General features: G+C 40.4%; 17 protein-coding genes. 14 read left to right on the top strand and 3 right to left on the bottom strand.

Annotation, left to right across the window (positions count from 1 at the left end; genetic code table 11):
• Positions 1–145: 145 nt before the first annotated feature.
• Positions 146–586: a hypothetical protein gene (locus tag J4E06_RS16560; RefSeq protein WP_349525109.1), complete on the bottom strand. Its 441-nt coding sequence runs from the start codon at positions 584–586 to the stop codon at positions 146–148.
• 95 nt (positions 587–681) lie between these two features.
• Between J4E06_RS16560 and rsgA the strand changes: the two genes are divergently transcribed.
• From rsgA to J4E06_RS16495, 13 genes are all read left to right on the top strand, one after another.
• Entirely contained in the window at positions 682–1,614 is a 933-nt protein-coding gene (rsgA, locus tag J4E06_RS16555) for a ribosome small subunit-dependent GTPase A (protein ID WP_349525108.1), read from the top strand.
• A gap of 6 nt (positions 1,615–1,620) precedes the next feature.
• On the top strand, positions 1,621–2,073 hold the full coding sequence (gene dtd / locus J4E06_RS16550; RefSeq protein ID WP_349525107.1) for a D-aminoacyl-tRNA deacylase: 453 nt from the start codon (positions 1,621–1,623) through the stop codon (positions 2,071–2,073).
• Positions 2,074–2,155: 82 nt separating this feature from the next.
• The gene (locus J4E06_RS16545) at positions 2,156–4,057 is read left to right on the top strand and encodes a DUF3858 domain-containing protein (RefSeq protein ID WP_349525106.1); all 1,902 of its coding nucleotides are present in this window, start codon (positions 2,156–2,158) and stop codon (positions 4,055–4,057) included.
• Complete coding sequence (locus tag J4E06_RS16540; protein ID WP_349525105.1) at positions 4,054–6,060, top strand: DUF3858 domain-containing protein; 2,007 nt, start codon at positions 4,054–4,056, stop codon at positions 6,058–6,060. The genes J4E06_RS16545 and J4E06_RS16540 overlap by 4 nt, the downstream gene beginning before the upstream one ends.
• 10 nt (positions 6,061–6,070) lie before the next feature.
• A complete protein-coding gene (locus J4E06_RS16535) occupies positions 6,071–8,032 on the top strand; it encodes a DUF3858 domain-containing protein (RefSeq protein ID WP_349525104.1) in 1,962 nt (653 codons plus the stop codon).
• A gap of 44 nt (positions 8,033–8,076) precedes the next feature.
• A complete protein-coding gene (locus J4E06_RS16530; RefSeq protein ID WP_349525103.1) occupies positions 8,077–8,403 on the top strand; it encodes a nucleotide pyrophosphohydrolase in 327 nt (108 codons plus the stop codon).
• Positions 8,404–8,472: 69 nt separating this feature from the next.
• Positions 8,473–9,702, top strand: coding sequence for a 3-phosphoshikimate 1-carboxyvinyltransferase (locus tag J4E06_RS16525; protein ID WP_349525102.1), 1,230 nt, complete (start codon positions 8,473–8,475; stop codon positions 9,700–9,702).
• Between the two features lie 86 nt (positions 9,703–9,788).
• Positions 9,789–10,838, top strand: a complete 1,050-nt coding sequence (gene queA / locus J4E06_RS16520; RefSeq protein ID WP_349525101.1) for a tRNA preQ1(34) S-adenosylmethionine ribosyltransferase-isomerase QueA — start codon at positions 9,789–9,791, stop codon at positions 10,836–10,838.
• 212 nt (positions 10,839–11,050) lie between these two features.
• Complete coding sequence (gene rlmN / locus J4E06_RS16515; protein ID WP_349525100.1) at positions 11,051–12,091, top strand: dual-specificity RNA methyltransferase RlmN; 1,041 nt, start codon at positions 11,051–11,053, stop codon at positions 12,089–12,091.
• Positions 12,092–12,314: 223 nt separating this feature from the next.
• Positions 12,315–13,289, top strand: a complete 975-nt coding sequence (locus J4E06_RS16510) for a polyprenyl synthetase family protein (protein WP_349525099.1) — start codon at positions 12,315–12,317, stop codon at positions 13,287–13,289.
• Positions 13,290–13,399: 110 nt separating this feature from the next.
• Positions 13,400–13,975 (top strand): RNA polymerase sigma factor, encoded by a 576-nt coding sequence (locus tag J4E06_RS16505; RefSeq protein WP_349525098.1) that lies wholly within the window; start codon positions 13,400–13,402, stop codon positions 13,973–13,975.
• A gap of 5 nt (positions 13,976–13,980) precedes the next feature.
• Positions 13,981–14,706 carry a hypothetical protein gene (locus J4E06_RS16500; protein ID WP_349525097.1) on the top strand — a complete coding sequence of 242 codons (726 nt, stop codon included), beginning with the start codon at positions 13,981–13,983 and terminating at the stop codon, positions 14,704–14,706.
• Positions 14,707–14,793: 87 nt separating this feature from the next.
• Positions 14,794–15,867: a hypothetical protein gene (locus tag J4E06_RS16495; RefSeq protein ID WP_349525096.1), complete on the top strand. Its 1,074-nt coding sequence runs from the start codon at positions 14,794–14,796 to the stop codon at positions 15,865–15,867.
• 48 nt (positions 15,868–15,915) lie between these two features.
• Here J4E06_RS16495 and J4E06_RS16490 read toward each other — a convergent pair whose 3' ends face one another.
• Positions 15,916–16,158, bottom strand: coding sequence for a zinc-ribbon domain-containing protein (locus tag J4E06_RS16490; RefSeq protein WP_349525095.1), 243 nt, complete (start codon positions 16,156–16,158; stop codon positions 15,916–15,918).
• 107 nt (positions 16,159–16,265) lie between these two features.
• Here J4E06_RS16490 and J4E06_RS16485 point away from each other — a divergent pair, with 107 nt between their 5' ends.
• Complete coding sequence (locus tag J4E06_RS16485) at positions 16,266–16,895, top strand: 2OG-Fe(II) oxygenase (protein WP_349525094.1); 630 nt, start codon at positions 16,266–16,268, stop codon at positions 16,893–16,895.
• Here the strand turns inward: J4E06_RS16485 and J4E06_RS16480 are convergent.
• Complete coding sequence (locus J4E06_RS16480; RefSeq protein ID WP_349525093.1) at positions 16,884–17,207, bottom strand: phosphoribosylpyrophosphate synthetase; 324 nt, start codon at positions 17,205–17,207, stop codon at positions 16,884–16,886. The genes J4E06_RS16485 and J4E06_RS16480 overlap by 12 nt on opposite strands.

Genomic DNA, 17,207 nt, shown 5'->3' with positions numbered 1-17,207 from the left:
ATAGGCCTCACTTGAGTCTTCAGATGAAAACACCTAACTTTATTCATGAAAAAACCTGTGAAGAAAACTCCACAGGTCTATTAAATAATTATACTTAAAAACTGTCAACCTATTTTAGGACGACACATTTGGATTTGGAAAGAATTTATTTTTTAAAGATGTAACGGGTAATAAAAATACCTTGCCCATCTCCCTTCCCAGCCTCACTTTCAACACCGCTTACCACAAAGGCCAATTCCCATCCGTTGGAAACCATGTCGTTGATCATGGAAGTGATTACGGCATCGTTGGCCGCAATGTTCTGAAAACGGATACCACCTATGTTGTAGAAGTTTAATAGCTTGGTTTCCTCAAAATTCTTGACACGAATCTCACTTCTGCTGGATTTGTTTCGGGTGTTGTCATCCTCTGTTTGTACGCTTGTAAAATCTTTATAATCCTTGTCCTCCAAGGCATTAATAATTCTAGACCTTCCCAATCCGTTGGGCACAATGGATTCAACGCTGGTAACAACATGGTACTGTTGCGCATTCATGGTAAAAGATGCTGCGAACATTACCACGGTAGCTAAAATAATTTTTTTCATAATAGATTAAGTTGTTGACTGTTAGAACTGTTGACAAAGATATAGGACGATAAAGGAAGATTGTTGTTACTTTGTAATCAAAATATGAACAAATAGTGGACGGAACTGTTTATAAATCAACGGGAAGTTGGTATACCGTAAAATCCTCGGAAGGAGTGTTTTACGAATGCCGTATCAAGGGGAAGTTCCGGGCGCAAGGCATTAAAAGCACCAATCCAGTAGCAGTTGGGGACCATGTGGAGTTTGAACTGGAAACAATTGGGGATGAAACGCTTGGTATAATTCATGGAATTGGAGAACGTAAAAATTATATCGTTCGCAAGTCTGTAAAACTTTCCAAACAGACCCATATAATTGCTTCCAACCTTGATCAGGTGTTTTTGTTGGTCACGTTGAACAACCCACCAACATTCACAAGTTTTATCGATAGGTTTTTGGTAACGGCAGAAGCCTATGAAATTCCTGCAGTACTTCTTTTCAACAAGATGGATATTTATGGCGATGAAGAAAAATATGAGGTTAATAATCTAATTGATATTTATACAAAAATTGGTTACAGTTGTATTCAAATCGAAGCCAAAGAGAGTAAGAATATTGATAAGGTTAAGAAATTGATGCTCGGCAAAACCAGTATGTTCGCAGGTCATTCCGGGGTGGGCAAGTCAACCTTGGTCAATGCTTTGGAGCCCGGTCTAAAGTTAAAAACCGCTGAAATTTCCGAACAGCATATGCAAGGGCAGCATACCACCACCTTTGCCGAGATGTACGACCTTTCCTTTGATGCCAGAATTATTGACACCCCAGGTATAAAGGGTTTTGGTATTGTGGACATGGAGAAGCATGAAATTGGAAATTATTTCCCAGAATTTTTTGCTTTGAAATCTGAATGTAAGTTTCATAACTGCCTTCATTTGGATGAACCCAAGTGCGCGGTAAAAGATGCTTTGGAAAAAGATGAGATAGCGGCAAGCAGATACCGGAGTTATCTTCAGATGTTGACTGGGGAAGAAGATAGTCCATATAGATAAAAATAGATGAGAACAGTATTACAGCGAGTTTCAAAAGCAAGTGTCACGGTAGATGGAAAAGTCATTTCCTCCATTGAAAATGGTCTTTTGGTGCTATTGGGCGTGGAAGATGCCGATACTCAAGAGGATATTGATTGGCTGACCAATAAAATCGTGAACCTTCGCATTTTCAATGATGACAACGATGTGATGAACTGTTCGGTTCAAGACGTTAATGGAGATATTATTGTGGTCAGTCAATTTACGCTGCATGCACAGACAAAAAAAGGCAATCGCCCATCTTATATAAAGGCAGCAAAACCGGACTTTGCAGTACCTATGTACGAGAAATTTGTTCAGGTTTTGGAACGGAAATTGAGCAGAAAAGTGGGTACGGGAGTTTTTGGTGCCGATATGAAAGTGGAACTCCTAAATGATGGTCCAGTTACCATATCCATAGACACAAAAAACAAAGAATAATTGTTTTTTATCGAAAAAATTATCTTTATTGTAGGAAATTAAAGACTTTTCCGGTCCCAAACTAACCATTTCCTTTATACGAATGCGATTCTATTTCTTTTTCCTACTTAACTTCCTCTTTCATTTTTCATTTTCTCAAAACTATAATGTAAACACCATTCCGAAGGAAGTTCGACAGAATGCAGATGCCGTTGTGCGTTTGGATAAAATGGATGTTATCATAGAATCCAGGGACCAAATGGAAGTGAACAGCAAAAGAGTTGTCACTGTGTTCAACGAAGATGGGAATGAGCATGTGCTAGCCTATACTTATTATGACAAAAATGATAAAGTATCCGATCTTGAAGCTATTATTTATAATGCGCAGGGAGAAGAAATCAAAAAAATAAAGAAAAGGGATTTCATAGATCAAAGTGCCATTAGTGGAGGCACACTTTATTCAGATTCACGTGTTTTGGTCTTGAGATATACCCCTACACAATATCCATATACGGTGGAATTCACAAAGGAATATTCCACTCCAAACACGGCATTTGCCCCTAATTGGATGTTTTTGGATGATTATAGGGTCGGTACAGAAAAAAGCGAGTTCTCTTTTACCGTAGAATGTGGTATACCTTTTAGGCACAAGGAACAGAATTTTGGACCTTATGAAATAGAAATTACGGAAACTGTAAACGGTATCATCTATAAAGCCAAAAATTTAAAAGCTTTGGAGCGTGAACCGCTATCTCCTGCGTTTCGAGATTTTGCGCCCCAAGTAAAAATTGCACTGGACGAGTTCCATCTCGAAGGAGTTGATGGCAAAGCCACATCGTGGGAAGAACTTGGTAAATGGATGAACGATGAACTTCTTGAAGGAAGGGATGAGTTGGATGATGGCACCGTTCAATACGTTAAAAATTTAGTGAAAGGAGTATCCGATCCCTTGGAGAAAACAAGGATAATCTACCAGTATGTTCAAGAAAATACCCGATACATAAGTGTACAATTGGGTATTGGTGGATGGATGCCCATAAGCGCATTGGATGTTGACCGTGTAAAATATGGCGATTGTAAAGGACTTACCAATTATACAAAGGCACTGTTGAGTGCCGTTGGGGTCGAATCTTACTACACCGTTGTGCATGCAGGTGGTCAAATGAAAAGTTTTGATGAAGACTTTCCGTCCATGCAAGGCAACCATGTTTTTTTAAATGTGCCGCTGGAGGAAGAGGAGGTTTGGTTGGAATGTACCAGTCAAAAAACACCCGTCAATCACTTGGGTACGTTTACCGACAACAGAAATGTTTTGAAAGTTACCCCTCAAGGTGGGGAATTGGTGAGGACAAAGGCCTATTCCGATGATGATAATTATCAATTCACCCAAGCAGAATTCAAAATTTCAGAAGACAAGAGCGTCAAGGGGAAAGTGAAAATTCTTTCCAAAGGATCACAATACGATCAAAAATATTGGAGGACCAGTGACACAAAGTCGGAACGGGAAAAGTTCTATAAATCGTATTGGAATTATGTGCAAAATCTATCCTTGGACCAAGTCAAGTATCAAAATGACATCAATAACATCGAATTTTTAGAAGAGGTTGAGCTAAGTGTGAAAAATTATTTGACCAGCGCAGGGGATAAACTATTGCTGGCTCCCAACATATCCAATCGCAATTTGGGCGTGCCGGACAGGTGCCGAAACAGAAAAAGACCCTTGGTAATCAAGCGCGGTTATTTAGATGAAGATGAGTTTGTTATTCATCTTCCCGAAGGATACACTCAGGAAACTTTAATGATGCCGGTTAAGGAAGAGACTAAATTTGGTTCCTACATAGTTTCGATAGAGCCAAAGGAACCTGGAGTGATCTTGTACAAAAGAAAACTGCTGATCAAGTCTGGGGAATACTCCAAAGAAGATTACAAACTCTATCGTGACTTTAGAAAAAAAGTTGCCCGATATGACAATACCAAAATCGTTTTAAATAAAAAAGAATCATGAGATTAAGACTGTTTTTTCTGCTCTTGCTGGTTCAGCAAGCAACAAGCGCCAATGAGATTAAATTTGGAAAGGTATCCAAGGAAGAGGTAGCTGCCAAACAGCACACCACTTATCCAGAGGCCGAGGCGGCAATTCTTCATAAAAAAGAATGGGTTAGATATAATTATCAATCCGAAACCGGTTGGTCACAAATACGGGAAGTACACTTTCGCATCAAAATATATAACAAAGAGGGCTTTGATTGGGCAACCCTACAAGTACCACTATATGTTTCCAGTAGCGATAGAGAAGACATTGGTTCGGTAAAAGGATACACATTTAACCTGGAAAATGGGAAGGTGGTCAGTCAAAAACTTAAAAAGGACGGTGTTTTTATCGAGGAAGTAAATAAATACAGGAACAAAGCATCCATTACAATGCCAGAGGTGCGGGAGGGCAGTGTTTTGGATATTGAGTACAAGATAACTTCACCCATGTTCTGGCATATTGATGAGTTTAGGCTCCAATATGATATACCAGTGGACCAGGCAGAGGCACAGTTGAACATCCCTGAGTACTTTATCTTTAAACAATATAGTAGAGGCACCCAACCCATATCAGTTAAACAGTCCAAAGAAAATAGATCTTTGCATGTTACCTATAGAAGTTCGGATGGATCGGGATGGTCTGCCAAGAGCACGCATAAAACGGGTTCCTTGGATTTTTTTGAAAACGTATACAATATTGGCGTGTCTAACATTCCAGCTTTGCTAGATGAAAAGTACACCAGTAATATCGATAATTTTAGGGCATCTATGAAGTTCGAATTGGCATCAACACGTTTTCCGAACAGCCCTTATAAAAATTATAGCTTGACTTGGGAGGATGTGGCAAAGTCCATATACGATTATGATGATTTTGGAAATGAATTGAACAGGGAAAACTATTTTGAAGATGAGGTAGATCAGCTGATATCAGGATTGTCAACAGATACGGAAAAGGCAATCGCTATTTTTCAACATGTTAAATCTAAAATGAACTGGGATGGTTATACTGGCGTAGGATGCAGTCAAGGTGTTAGAAAAGCTTATAAAGAAGGAGTTGGGAATGTTGCCGAAATCAATCTAATGCTTACAGCGATGTTCCGGTATGCAGGTCTTGAAGCAAATCCCGTATTGGTAAGTACCCGATCACATGGAATACCAATTTTCCCAACGAGGAATGGATTTAACTATGTGGTCGCAGGGCTTCAAACTCAAAATGATTTTATGTTGTTTGATGCCACGGATAAAAACGCTCTACCGGATGTTTTGCCAATGCGCGCTTTAAATTGGTTTGGTAGGTTGATTCGTGACGATGGTAGTTCCAGTCAGGTAAACCTAATGCCGAAAACCAAATCTTTGGATGCAATTATGATGGTTGTTGATTTAAATGAAGATGGGTCTATCAAGGGTAAGTATAGGCAGCAATATACAGCCAACAACGCCTTTGTTTTTAGAAACAACTATACCAGTGGGTCCGAAGATTCCTATTTGGATGAATTGGAAAAAAAGTATGTTGATTTAGAAATTTCAAACTTTGACCTTAAGAATGCCAAAGACCTCTATAAGCCAGTTGTTCAATCTTATGAATTTGAAAAAGAGGTGGGTTATGAAAATATTGGTGGTAAAATCTACCTATCTCCTTTATTTCACCTGACCACAAGGGAAAATCCCTTTAAAATGGAGAAAAGGGAATACCCAATCGATTATGGCTATCCATGGCAGGACAAGTATATCATATCCATCAATATTCCAGAAGGGTATGCGGTTGAATCCATTCCTGAGCCTATTGCCGTCGCATTGCCAGAGAATCTAGGCCAGTTTAGGTTTAATATTTCGGCCACTCATAATGTAATAAGTGCAAGCGTGGAAACGGCACTGAACAGTCCTATAATTCCGGCACATTATTATGCCGACCTCAAAGAGTTTTACCGTCACATCATTGAGAAGGAATCAGAAAAAATAATTCTGGCGAAATCATAGGGGGTCGGATATGAAAAAAATAGTAACGATATTGGTATTGCTCCAATGTGTTCTGGTCTTCGGACAAAAAGTGCACTTTGGACAACTTTCCCTTTTTGAGTCGGAATTTAAAACGTATGAAAAGGACACCACCGCCCATGCCGTTTACCTATATGAAAAGGGCGAAAACTACTTTGAGGTGCGCCGAGGATATGTTAGGCTGATCACAAAGTATCATGCCAGGATAAAAGTATTGGACAAGGAGGGATTTTCGGAAGCAGATATCACCATTCCATATTATCATTCCGAGAGCCAAACGGAAATAGTAAATGACGTTGAAGGCATAACACATACAAACGGTCTTAAGTACAATATCATCCAGAACACCATTTATGATGTAGAGGTCAACGAACGCTGGTCAGAAAAAAGATTTACGTTTCCCAATGTGCAGGAAGGGTCGATTTTGGAATATGCCTATGAAATACAATCACCGTTCTTTTACAATCTAAACGGATGGGAATTTCAAGAACATATACCTAAAATATACACGGAGTACAATGCTGAGATTCCAGGAAATTACCAGTACAATAGAACCTTGTTGGGGGAGTTTCCTTTGGATGTGAACGAAGCTTCCCTAAAGCCGGATTGCTTTAGTGTTCCCGGAATATCAAAGCAAGCGGATTGTGAAGTCCTGAAATATGTCATGAAGGATGTGCCTGCCTTTAAAGCTGATGAAGAATATATGTTGGCACCCTCCAATTATAGGTCACGATTGGAATTTGAACTTTCTGAATATCAGGGGTTCGATGGACTTACACAAAAGTTTACCAAGTCCTGGAAGGATGTGGACAAAGAGTTTAGGACCGATAGGGATATTGGGGGACAATTACGAAAGAAAAATTACTTTGAACGGAATGTTCCTTTGGAAATCATTTCTGGAAAGGAGGACGAGCTTACCAAGGCAAAAAACCTCTATAACTTTGTTAAATCCCATTACAGGTGGAACGGTAAGTTTGGAATATTTAGGAATAATAAGGTGAAAAAGGCATTTGACGAAGGCGTAGGCAATGTTGCCGAAATAAACATCACATTGATCAATTTGCTGAATGCTTCCGGAATTGATACAGATTTGATGGTTTTGTCGACCCGTAAGCACGGACTGCCCAAAAAGACACACCCGGTAATGTCAGACTTTAATTATGTAGTGGCCAAATTGGAGATTGATGGAACCACATATCTACTGGATGCCACCGACAAGCAATTGCCTTTTGGTATGCTCCCTTATCGATGCTTAAATTATTACGGTCGAGTAATGGATTTGGATGGCGATAGCTATTGGTACGATATTATACCGGAGAAATTAAATAGCAGGGCCATAAGGCTGCAGGTGAAGTTGGACCCGGAAAATGGTTTGGCCACAGGAACAGTCGATGAGGTTTCCAAAGGGTACGATGCATATTTTAAAAGAAGCCAATTGGCATCAGTGTCCGAAGAAGAGTATTTGGAAGAGATGGAAAAAAATAATACGGGTGGCTTTTACATTGAAGATTATGAAATTGTGAAAGGTCAATCGAACGAAAAAAGTTTGGTGGAACATTTTTCATTTGAAATGGAGGACTTGGAACCGTCAGAAACAATCTACTTCAATCCATTTTTGATACGTTATTTCAAAGACAATCCATTTAAAGCGGAAACAAGAAACTATCCCGTTGATTTTGGTTACCTCAGAAAGTTCAATTATATGGCCAAAATTGAAGTACCCGAAGGATACAAAATCAAAGAATTGCCCGAGCCCATAAATTTAGGACTGCCCGATGGAAGCGGGGTAATGCGTTTCAATACCAGCGAAATGCAAGGCGATGTTATGGTGGTTTTTTCATTCCAACTTAAGTTTCCACAGTACTCTAGCGAGGGTTATCATTTTGTGAAAGAGTTTTTTGGAAATGCCGTAGCCACCCAAAACCAAACTTATCTGGTTCTGGAAAAGGAATAGGCAAGTTGTCCTTACATTTGTATCTAAATTTTAATACTTGCAAGGTGAACATAGAAAACGCACAACAAGCCGTTGACGAATGGATTAAAAATCACGGGGTCCGCTACTTTAACGAACTTACTAATATGGCCCAGCTTACCGAAGAGGTAGGTGAGGTGGCCCGCATTATTGCAAGGCGCTACGGGGAACAGAGTGAAAAGGAGTCCGACAAGACCAAGGATTTGGGCGAAGAACTAGCCGATGTTGTTTTTGTGGTACTCTGTTTGGCCAACCAAACGGGGATAGATTTACAGGAAGCTTTTGATAAAAAATTGGATATTAAGACCAAACGAGATCACGACCGTCATCAAAATAACAAAAAGCTCAAATAAAGTTGCCTGCTTAAAGGGACATTAGGGCTGTTTTTTCTAGTTTTGACAATTCATTCAAACAGTACGGCATTGAGACTCCAGCTTACTTCACCCAGCGATAGTAAAATTCGAAAAAGTATTGCAATAACAGGTTCCAAGAGCGAGACCAATCGTTCACTTTTATTGCAGGCCCTTTTCCCGAACATTAAAATAGAGAACCTTTCCAATTCCGATGATGGCGAAGTAATGCAAAAGGGATTGACCAAATCTACTGGAGTGGTGGACATTCATCACGCAGGCACGGCCATGCGATTTTTAACGGCCTATTTTGCTTCGCAAGAAGGAAAAAGAGTGGTGTTGACTGGCTCACAGCGCATGCAGGAACGTCCGATTAAGGTGTTGGTAAAAGCACTTCAATCGCTAGGTGCCGATATTCAATATGAAAAAACAGCAGGATACCCACCGCTTAGAATCACTGGGAAAAAGTTGGAAAAAAGTCAAGTCTCGCTTCCAGCCAATATCAGCAGTCAATATATTTCGGCTCTGCTATTGATTGCTCCCAGTTTGGAAAATGGTTTGGAGCTGGAACTTATCGGTAAAATAACCTCCATCCCCTACATAAAAATGACCTTGGCGCTCTTGGAGCAAATCGGAGTGCAAACAAGCTTTGAAGGCAACAAAATTAGCATAGCACCAAAACAAGCTGTGGCCGATACCACTTTGGTCGTGGAATCCGATTGGAGTTCGGCCAGTTATTTTTATAGTATTGTGGCCATGTGCGAGGTGGGAACGGAGATTCAATTGTCATCGTACAAACAAAGTTCTTTGCAGGGCGATAGCATTTTGGCCAAAATCTATAACGATTTTGGAGTGGAAACTACGTTTTCCAACAATACCATTATTCTTAAAAAAACAACTGAAGTCAAATCGGAATATTTGAAGTACGACCTTTCCAATGCTCCAGATATTGCGCAGACCATTGCAGTTACATGTCTAGGTTTGGGCGTTGGATGTCATCTTACCGGCTTGCATACCTTGCCGATAAAGGAAACCGATCGTTTGGCCGCATTGCAGACCGAGTTGGGCAAATTTGGAGCTACGGTGGATATTGATTCCGAAAGTTTAACCTTGCAACCGCATTCAAACCTTAAAGGCGAAGTCGCAGTCGATACCTACAACGACCACCGAATGGCAATGGCCTTTGGCCCTTTGGCTCTAAAAGTAGACTTTGTGGTCAATGACGCAGAGGTGGTTTCCAAATCCTACCCCGATTTTTGGAACGACCTGAAAACCTTCGGTTTCGGAATCGTGGAACTGTAAATCACATTTAATCATCAAATTACTTGACATCCGCTATCCCGAGGTTGTATATTTGCCATTCTTTAAAAATATCGAAAAAAATCCACATGAAATTATCGAACTTCAATTTTGAATTGCCAAAAGAACTATTGGCAGAATATCCTGCGGAACACAGGGACGAATCCAAATTAATGGTGGTTCATAGGGATACAGGAAAAATTGAACATAAAATGTTCAAAGACCTAGTTGATTATTTTGAGGAAGACGATGTGATGGTCTTGAACAATACCAAGGTATTTCCTGCCAGACTTTTTGGTAATAAGGAAAAAACAGGGGCTAGAATCGAAGTTTTTTTGTTGCGTGAGCTTAACCAAGAGCAGCGTCTTTGGGACGTATTGGTAGATCCAGCAAGAAAAATACGTATCGGAAACAAACTTTACTTTGGTGAGGACGAGAGTTTGGTGGCCGAAGTGATCGACAATACCACATCAAGGGGAAGAACATTGCGTTTCCTTTATGATGGTTCTTACACTGATTTTAGAAGAAAACTAAGAGAACTAGGGGAGACCCCGCTTCCAAAATACATTAAAAGGGAAGTTACTCCTGATGATGAGGAACGTTACCAAACCATTTATGCAAAGCATGAAGGTGCCGTGGCTGCCCCAACAGCAGGTTTGCATTTTTCCAAGCACTTATTGAAGCGTTTGGAGATCAAGGGAATCGAATTTGCCGAAGTAACCTTGCACGTTGGTTTGGGAACCTTTAACCCTGTGGAGGTTGAGGATCTGTCCAAACATAAAATGGACAGTGAGGAATTGGTGATTGATGAAAAAGCAACAGAAATCGTAAACAACGCTAAAGCGAACAAAAGAAAAGTTTGCGCGGTGGGAACAACGGTAATGAGAGGATTGGAAAGCGCAGTATCTTCCGAGCATACCTTGAATACCCACGAGGGTTGGACCAACAAGTTCATCTTCCCTCCATACGAGTTCAGTATTGCGAACTGTATGATCACAAACTTCCATTTGCCAAAATCAACTTTGTTGATGATGGTCTCTGCATTCGCGGGTCACGATTTGATTAAAAAAGCGTACAAGCAAGCCATTTTGGAAGGTTACCGCTTTTATTCCTACGGGGACGCAATGTTGATTCTGTAAATTGATTAGCTAGATTTATCATAAACAAAACTTTCGTCAACCTGAACTCGTTTCAGGTTCTCATATGGTAGGTTCGGATTAATCTTTATGGGATTCCGAAATAAATTCTGAATGACTCGGAAAGGGATTATAAGTACAACAGGTATCTAATTCATAAATAAATCCCGTTCGCCTTATGGCCAACGGGATTTTTTCTTGCTTATCTTTAAGTGATGGAAATCAGAAAAAAGGACATACGCGCATTAACCAAAGAGCAGCTTCGACAATTTTTTGTGGAGCAGGGCGATAAGGCGTTTCGCGGCAATCAAGTGTACGAATGGTTGTGGCAGAAATCTGCCCACGATTTTGATGCGATGACCAATATCTCCAAGGAAACCCGAAAAATGTTGGAGGACCATTTTGTTATCAACCATATTCGGGTGGACCAAATACAGCGCAGTGCAGATGGCACCATTAAAAATGCGGTGCGTCTGCATGATGGTTTGATTGTCGAATCCGTTTTGATTCCAACCGACACCCGCACCACCGCCTGTGTATCCAGTCAAGTGGGATGTAGTTTGGATTGTAGGTTTTGTGCAACGGCCCGTTTGAAGCGTATGCGAAACTTGAATCCGGATGAGATTTATGATCAGGTTGTGGCGATTGACAATGAAAGTCGGTTGTATTTTGATCGCCCATTGAGCAATATCGTTTTTATGGGCATGGGCGAGCCTTTGATGAACTACAACAATGTATTGAAGGCCATCGAAAAGATTACTTCACCGGAAGGATTGGGAATGTCACCCAAAAGGATTATAGTTTCCACTTCGGGAGTGCCCAAAATCATTAAAAAAATGGCGGATGAAGAAGTGAAGTTCGGTTTGGCCGTTTCTTTACACTCTGCCATTGATGAGGTGCGTACGTCCATAATGCCCTTTAATTCCACCTTTCCTTTGAAAGACTTGAGGGAAGCTTTGGAATATTGGTACAACAAAACCAAAAACAGAATTACCTACGAATATGTGGTTTGGAAAGGAATTAACGACACTCAAGAAGCTGTTGATGCCTTGGTCAAGTTTTGCAAGTTTGCGCCGTCAAAAGTGAATATCATCGAGTACAATCCCATTGATGACGGTGAGTTTCAGCAAGCATCGAACAAAGCAGTGGAAATGTATCAGAATACCTTGGAACGCAATGGCATAACCGTAACCGTTCGCAGGTCCCGTGGTAAGGACATTGATGCCGCTTGTGGACAGCTGGCGAACAAAGGCTAGATTTTGCAATAAGCAATAAGCAATGTTCTAGCCTTATTTTATTCTTTACCCCTCCTTATATTTGCTTTAGTCCTTCGCTCCCATCACCTTTTGCCAATCATCACCCATTTCCCTACAAATCACCGATACTTTTAGGACTGTATCTTAAAACTTCGATTTCATTCCATCAACTCTTGCATTTTCGCTACTTTTAGGGATTCAAACCAAACACCACACCGTTACGTTGAAAATCGTTTCGCAGATAAGAGAACCTATTGAAACCGAGATGCAGCTTTTTGAGGAAAAATTTCTCAAATCCATGTCCTCAAAAGTCGCATTGTTCAATAGGATTACCTACTACATTGTTAACAGAAAGGGCAAGCAAATGCGCCCAATGTTCGTTTTTTTGACTGCCAAATTGCTGAACGGTGAGGTCAATGAGCGCACTTACACGGGAGCCTCCATCATCGAGTTGATCCATACCGCTAGCTTGGTTCATGATGATGTCGTGGACGATAGCAACAAGCGCAGGGGTTTTTTTTCAATCAATGCTTTGTGGAAGAACAAAATTGCCGTTTTGGTCGGTGATTTCCTTTTCTCGAAGGGATTATTGGTTTCCTTGGAAGATAAGAATTACGATTTGCTCCATATCATATCCAATGCTGTTCGGGACATGAGCGAGGGGGAACTGCTTCAAATTGAAAAAGCACGATTGTTGGATATTACGGAAGAGGTTTATTACGACATCATCCGCCAGAAGACGGCAACCTTAATTGCAGCCTGTTGCAGTATGGGAGCCTGTTCCGTTCGACCTGATTCCGAGGAAGTGGAAATTTTTAGAAAGTTCGGTGAGCTTTGTGGAATGGCCTTTCAAATTAAAGATGACCTTTTTGACTACGGTGCCGAGAAAATTGGAAAACCAACGGGAATCGATATTAAAGAACAAAAAATGACCCTTCCCCTAATTTATGCGTTGAACCATAGCGACAAGGAAAAGAAGAAGTGGCTCATCAACTCCATCAAAAAGCACAACAAGAACAAAAAGCGGGTAAAGGAAGTCATTGCCTACGTGAAGGAAAAAGGCGGCCTAGATTATGCCGTAGTAAAAATGTTGGAGTTCAAGGACGAAGCCTTGGCCATTTTGGACAATTATCCCGATTCTGAATACAAAAGTGCCCTCACACTAATGGTCAACTACGTTGTAGATCGTAAAAAATAATATTTTAAAATATTGAATATCAATTAAATACTGAAAATTTTTATTTTCAGGCAACTATTCGTGTTTGTATCCCGTCTATTACAATAGAAGCACTTTTATAAACCAAACTTTTGAAGATCATCACGCTACATAGCAACGAAAAACAATTGATCAAAAAATCGATCAAGGGCGACCAACAAGCTCAAAAGCTGTTGTACGATAAGTTTTCGCCCAAAATGTTGGGAGTTTGCAGACAATATGTGAAAGACCTTCATTTTGCGGAAGATGTGATGATCAATGGTTTTGTAAAGGTCTTTAACCATTTGAGCTCTTTTCAACATAAAGGAAGCTTTGAAGGTTGGATAAGAACCATTATGGTGCGCGAAAGCATTTCGTATCTGCGCAAAAGGCAATTTGTGGTCTACGACGACGATGCAGTTGAAATGAACGGTGAAATTGCACCCACCAATGATAGTCCTTTGGATGTGGAATATGTGCAACATCTTATTGATGAACTTCCGGAAGGCTATAAAGCAGTGTTTTTGCTTAATGCGATTGAAGGATATGGTCACAAAGAAATTGCTGCGATGCTGGAAATATCCGAAGGAACATCAAAATCGCAATTGTTCAAGGCCAGAAAGATGCTTCAAGATAATTTAAGTTTAAAGGGAATGTCGCCCAAATCAAATTCGGCAAACAAAAAATAGAGGGTATGGATAAACTCGAAAAACATATCAAGGAGAGGTTGGAGGATCGGACTATTGCGCCGTCAAAAGGGGCTTGGGATAAAATCGCCTCACAGGTAAAGGAGCCAGCACCAAGAAAGAGGAATACTTGGTTCCCCTACGCCATAGCTGCCAGTGTTGTGGGAATTGCATTAGTGTCGGTATTCTTTTTTACAAAGGGTGATGCTGAAGTGGAACAAATCCAAGTAGTGGATACCGAGACTAAAACGGAAACACAAACTCAGTTTGAAGATAGAAAGGTCAAAGAACTAGTGAAGGACGAGCAGACCGAGGTTACCAAAACAAAGTCAGAACCTGTTGCGCCAGAAAAAACAGAGGAATTTGCTTCAAAAACACCGGTTTCCAATACTGCAATTGCCGAGGAAGAAGTAAAAGAGCCTTTACGGGACGAAATCAAAATAAATTCAGATAGACTGATTGCACAAAAGGTAGAGGAAGTAGTGGCCCAGGTTGAGCTTATGGAAACTGCACAGCAAGATGTATCTGATGCCGAAGTAGATTCACTTTTGCGAGCGGCACAACGACAGATTTTGACCGATAAGTTATTCACCGAGGGGGGGTCCGTGGATGCGATGTCACTATTGGCCGAAGTGGAGGATGAACTGGACGAATCGTTCCGAGACCAAATCTTTGATGCCTTAAAATCAGGTTACCTAAAACTACGTACAGCGGTGGCAGACCGAAATCAATAAATTTTATTCATCAATCAAAACAAACCTTCTACAACTTCCTGTCCCAACGGGCAGGAAGGAAGGGAGGTTTATAATCAAAAATCAATCATGAAAAAAATTACATTTTATTCAGCAGTGCTGTGTTTGTTCCTAATTTTCCAAGTATCATTTGGACAGGAGGAAGACTATCAAAAGAAAATTGAAGCGTTGAAAGTTGAAAAGCAACGTGTGATAGATCAGGAGAAGGATGCCCTAAAGTCCGAAGTTAAGGATATCAATAAACGATTGGATGATGGTGACATCTCGGAAAACGAAGCTAAAACCCTAAAAGAGGAGGCTGCCAAACGGCGGGCATTGAACATAGAGAACCGTGTCGCAATTGTTGAAAATAAAATAGCTTGGTTGCAACGCAATGAGGGTGAGGTGCTCATGCTTACCAAATCGGATACCCTTGATATTGATGATATGCGAATTGGTATACTCATCGATGGTAAGCCTGCAATCACTTTTAATTCCAGGGGATGGAAAAGAGATATAAAGTATGATCGACGTACCTACTCTGATTTTGTGATTGCTGTTGGGCTCAATAATGCTATAATTGAAGGACAGTCGTTGAGCGATACACCATATAAAATAGGAGGAAGTCGTTTTTTTGAAATAGGCTGGCAATGGCGAACCAGAGTTTTCAACAACTCTAATTGGTTGCGCTTGCACTATGGATTTTCATTTCAGTTCAATGGTTTGAAACAAGATGATAACGTAATATTTGTCCAGGATGGAGACCAGACCGTATTGGAGGAGTTTGAATACAATTTGGATAAATCAAAATACAGAATGGATAATTTAGTTTTTCCGGTACATTTTGAGGTTGGTCCTTCTCGTTTCAAGAAAAGAAAGAATTCTGTTCGTTATTCTTTAAGAGATCAATTTAGGCTTGGTTTTGGCGGATACGGAGGGTTTAGTTTGGGTACTCGTCAAAAACTGAAATATAAAAGAGATGGTGAACGTGTTAAAGATAAACTTATAGGCGGATATAATAGTAGTGACCTTATTTATGGGGTAAGCGGATATATGGGATTTGATGGAGTGCTACTTTATTTGAAGTATGACCTGAATCCAATTTTCAAGGATGCCGATGTAAAACAAAATAATATATCACTGGGCCTTCGGTTTGATATTTAACCATTATTTGATTTAGTAAAGGACGGTCATTATTTTCATGACCGTTTTTTATGTAGATAATGCCCGCTCCATTTCCTCTGTAAAATCCTCTTTGTAGTACACTTTTTTGCAATGCGAACATTCGGCGTAACGGATAGTATTAATAGTAAAAAGAGGAATCCAGAACAAATGGGCATAGTTGGGTTTGGCCACCGCTGTTAAAGTTCCGGCTTGGTGACAATAAGGACAGGTAACGTTCGGAAGCACTTTAGTTTCCTTTTTACCTGGTCTTGTTCCGAAAAAAAGTATCATTTGTATCTTGTGTTTGGCATTCTCAAAGTTATAGCTTTCCTGTATGAATGAAGAAAAATGATTTTCGTTTTTAAATATTTTCTACATTCGCCCACATTTATGAAGCATTGAACGGCTATCACAGTTTGGAGGATTGGTTGTCCTGGATGGACGACATCTCCGATAAGGATTATGTAGTTATTGACCATTTTTTACGGGACGAACTATATACAGAAATCAAGTCTTTTTTTCTCAGCAAGTTGCCCAATTTTAAGGAAGCGGGCATTGGCTCCCATTCCGATAATCAAGTTGATGCCAATATTCGTGGCGACTTTACCTATTGGTTGGACCGCAAGCGCGATGCACAATTGGAAACGTATTGGAATTTATTGGAAGAGACCCTAAAAATCTTTAACAGGTATTGTTACCTCAGTTTATCCGGATACGAATTTCACTTGGCCCATTATCCTTCTGGAGGGCATTACGACAAACATTTGGATCAGTTCGAAAACCGCAACAACCGGATGATTTCCATGATTATTTATTTCAATGATCATTGGCAACCTGGTGATGGCGGTGAACTGGAGATTTTTGAAAAGGATGGCGCAAGTTTCTTGGTTGAGCCGCTAGCAGCACGTTGTGTGCTGTTCAAAAGTGCCGAGGTACCCCATGCGGTATTGGAAGCCCATAAAAATAGATTCAGCTTAACGGGATGGTTGTTATATCAACCCTCATCCGTGGGTAAGCTATTGGTGTGATCCATCTTTTTTGTACGGAATCTGCTTAATAAGGTCTTCGTTTTGCCCGTGCGAAGCACTATAGGACATCACCATGGTGCCTTTGGTACCGTCGTTGGCCTCAATACTAAATACAGTGGATTGGTCGCCTGGGTTGGTCATACCTTCAAAACGATAGGAGTTAATGATTTTTAAATCACTGGGTTTATATTCCTTTTTGGAGTACAGTGCCTTGATACAGGTTTCAAATGCCTCAAAATCTTCTTTGTACCCTTCTTCCTGTGTTAGGGTATTCACGGCTTCGGATAATGTGCTAAAACTATGTTTGTCCAT

The organism is Allomuricauda sp. NFXS6, from assembly GCF_040148835.1.
GTDB lineage: Bacteria > Bacteroidota > Bacteroidia > Flavobacteriales > Flavobacteriaceae > Flagellimonas.
The sequence above is the reverse complement of the archived record's forward strand: the minus strand, read 5'-3'. Positions and strand labels throughout refer to the sequence as shown.

Excerpts from the sequence above, each read along its gene's own strand:
- J4E06_RS16560 (WP_349525109.1), bottom strand. The coding sequence starts at position 586 with ATGAAAAAAATTATTTTAGCTACCGTGGTAATGTTCGCAGCATCTTTT.
- dtd (WP_349525107.1), top strand. The coding sequence starts at position 1,621 with ATGAGAACAGTATTACAGCGAGTTTCAAAAGCAAGTGTCACGGTAGAT.
- J4E06_RS16545 (WP_349525106.1), top strand. The coding sequence starts at position 2,156 with ATGCGATTCTATTTCTTTTTCCTACTTAACTTCCTCTTTCATTTTTCA.
- J4E06_RS16540 (WP_349525105.1), top strand. The coding sequence starts at position 4,054 with ATGAGATTAAGACTGTTTTTTCTGCTCTTGCTGGTTCAGCAAGCAACA.
- J4E06_RS16535 (WP_349525104.1), top strand. The coding sequence starts at position 6,071 with ATGAAAAAAATAGTAACGATATTGGTATTGCTCCAATGTGTTCTGGTC.
- queA (WP_349525101.1), top strand. The coding sequence starts at position 9,789 with ATGAAATTATCGAACTTCAATTTTGAATTGCCAAAAGAACTATTGGCA.
- rlmN (WP_349525100.1), top strand. The coding sequence starts at position 11,051 with ATGGAAATCAGAAAAAAGGACATACGCGCATTAACCAAAGAGCAGCTT.
- J4E06_RS16500 (WP_349525097.1), top strand. The coding sequence starts at position 13,981 with ATGGATAAACTCGAAAAACATATCAAGGAGAGGTTGGAGGATCGGACT.
- J4E06_RS16495 (WP_349525096.1), top strand. The coding sequence starts at position 14,794 with ATGAAAAAAATTACATTTTATTCAGCAGTGCTGTGTTTGTTCCTAATT.
- J4E06_RS16490 (WP_349525095.1), bottom strand. The coding sequence starts at position 16,158 with ATGATACTTTTTTTCGGAACAAGACCAGGTAAAAAGGAAACTAAAGTG.
- J4E06_RS16480 (WP_349525093.1), bottom strand. The coding sequence starts at position 17,207 with ATGGACAAACATAGTTTTAGCACATTATCCGAAGCCGTGAATACCCTA.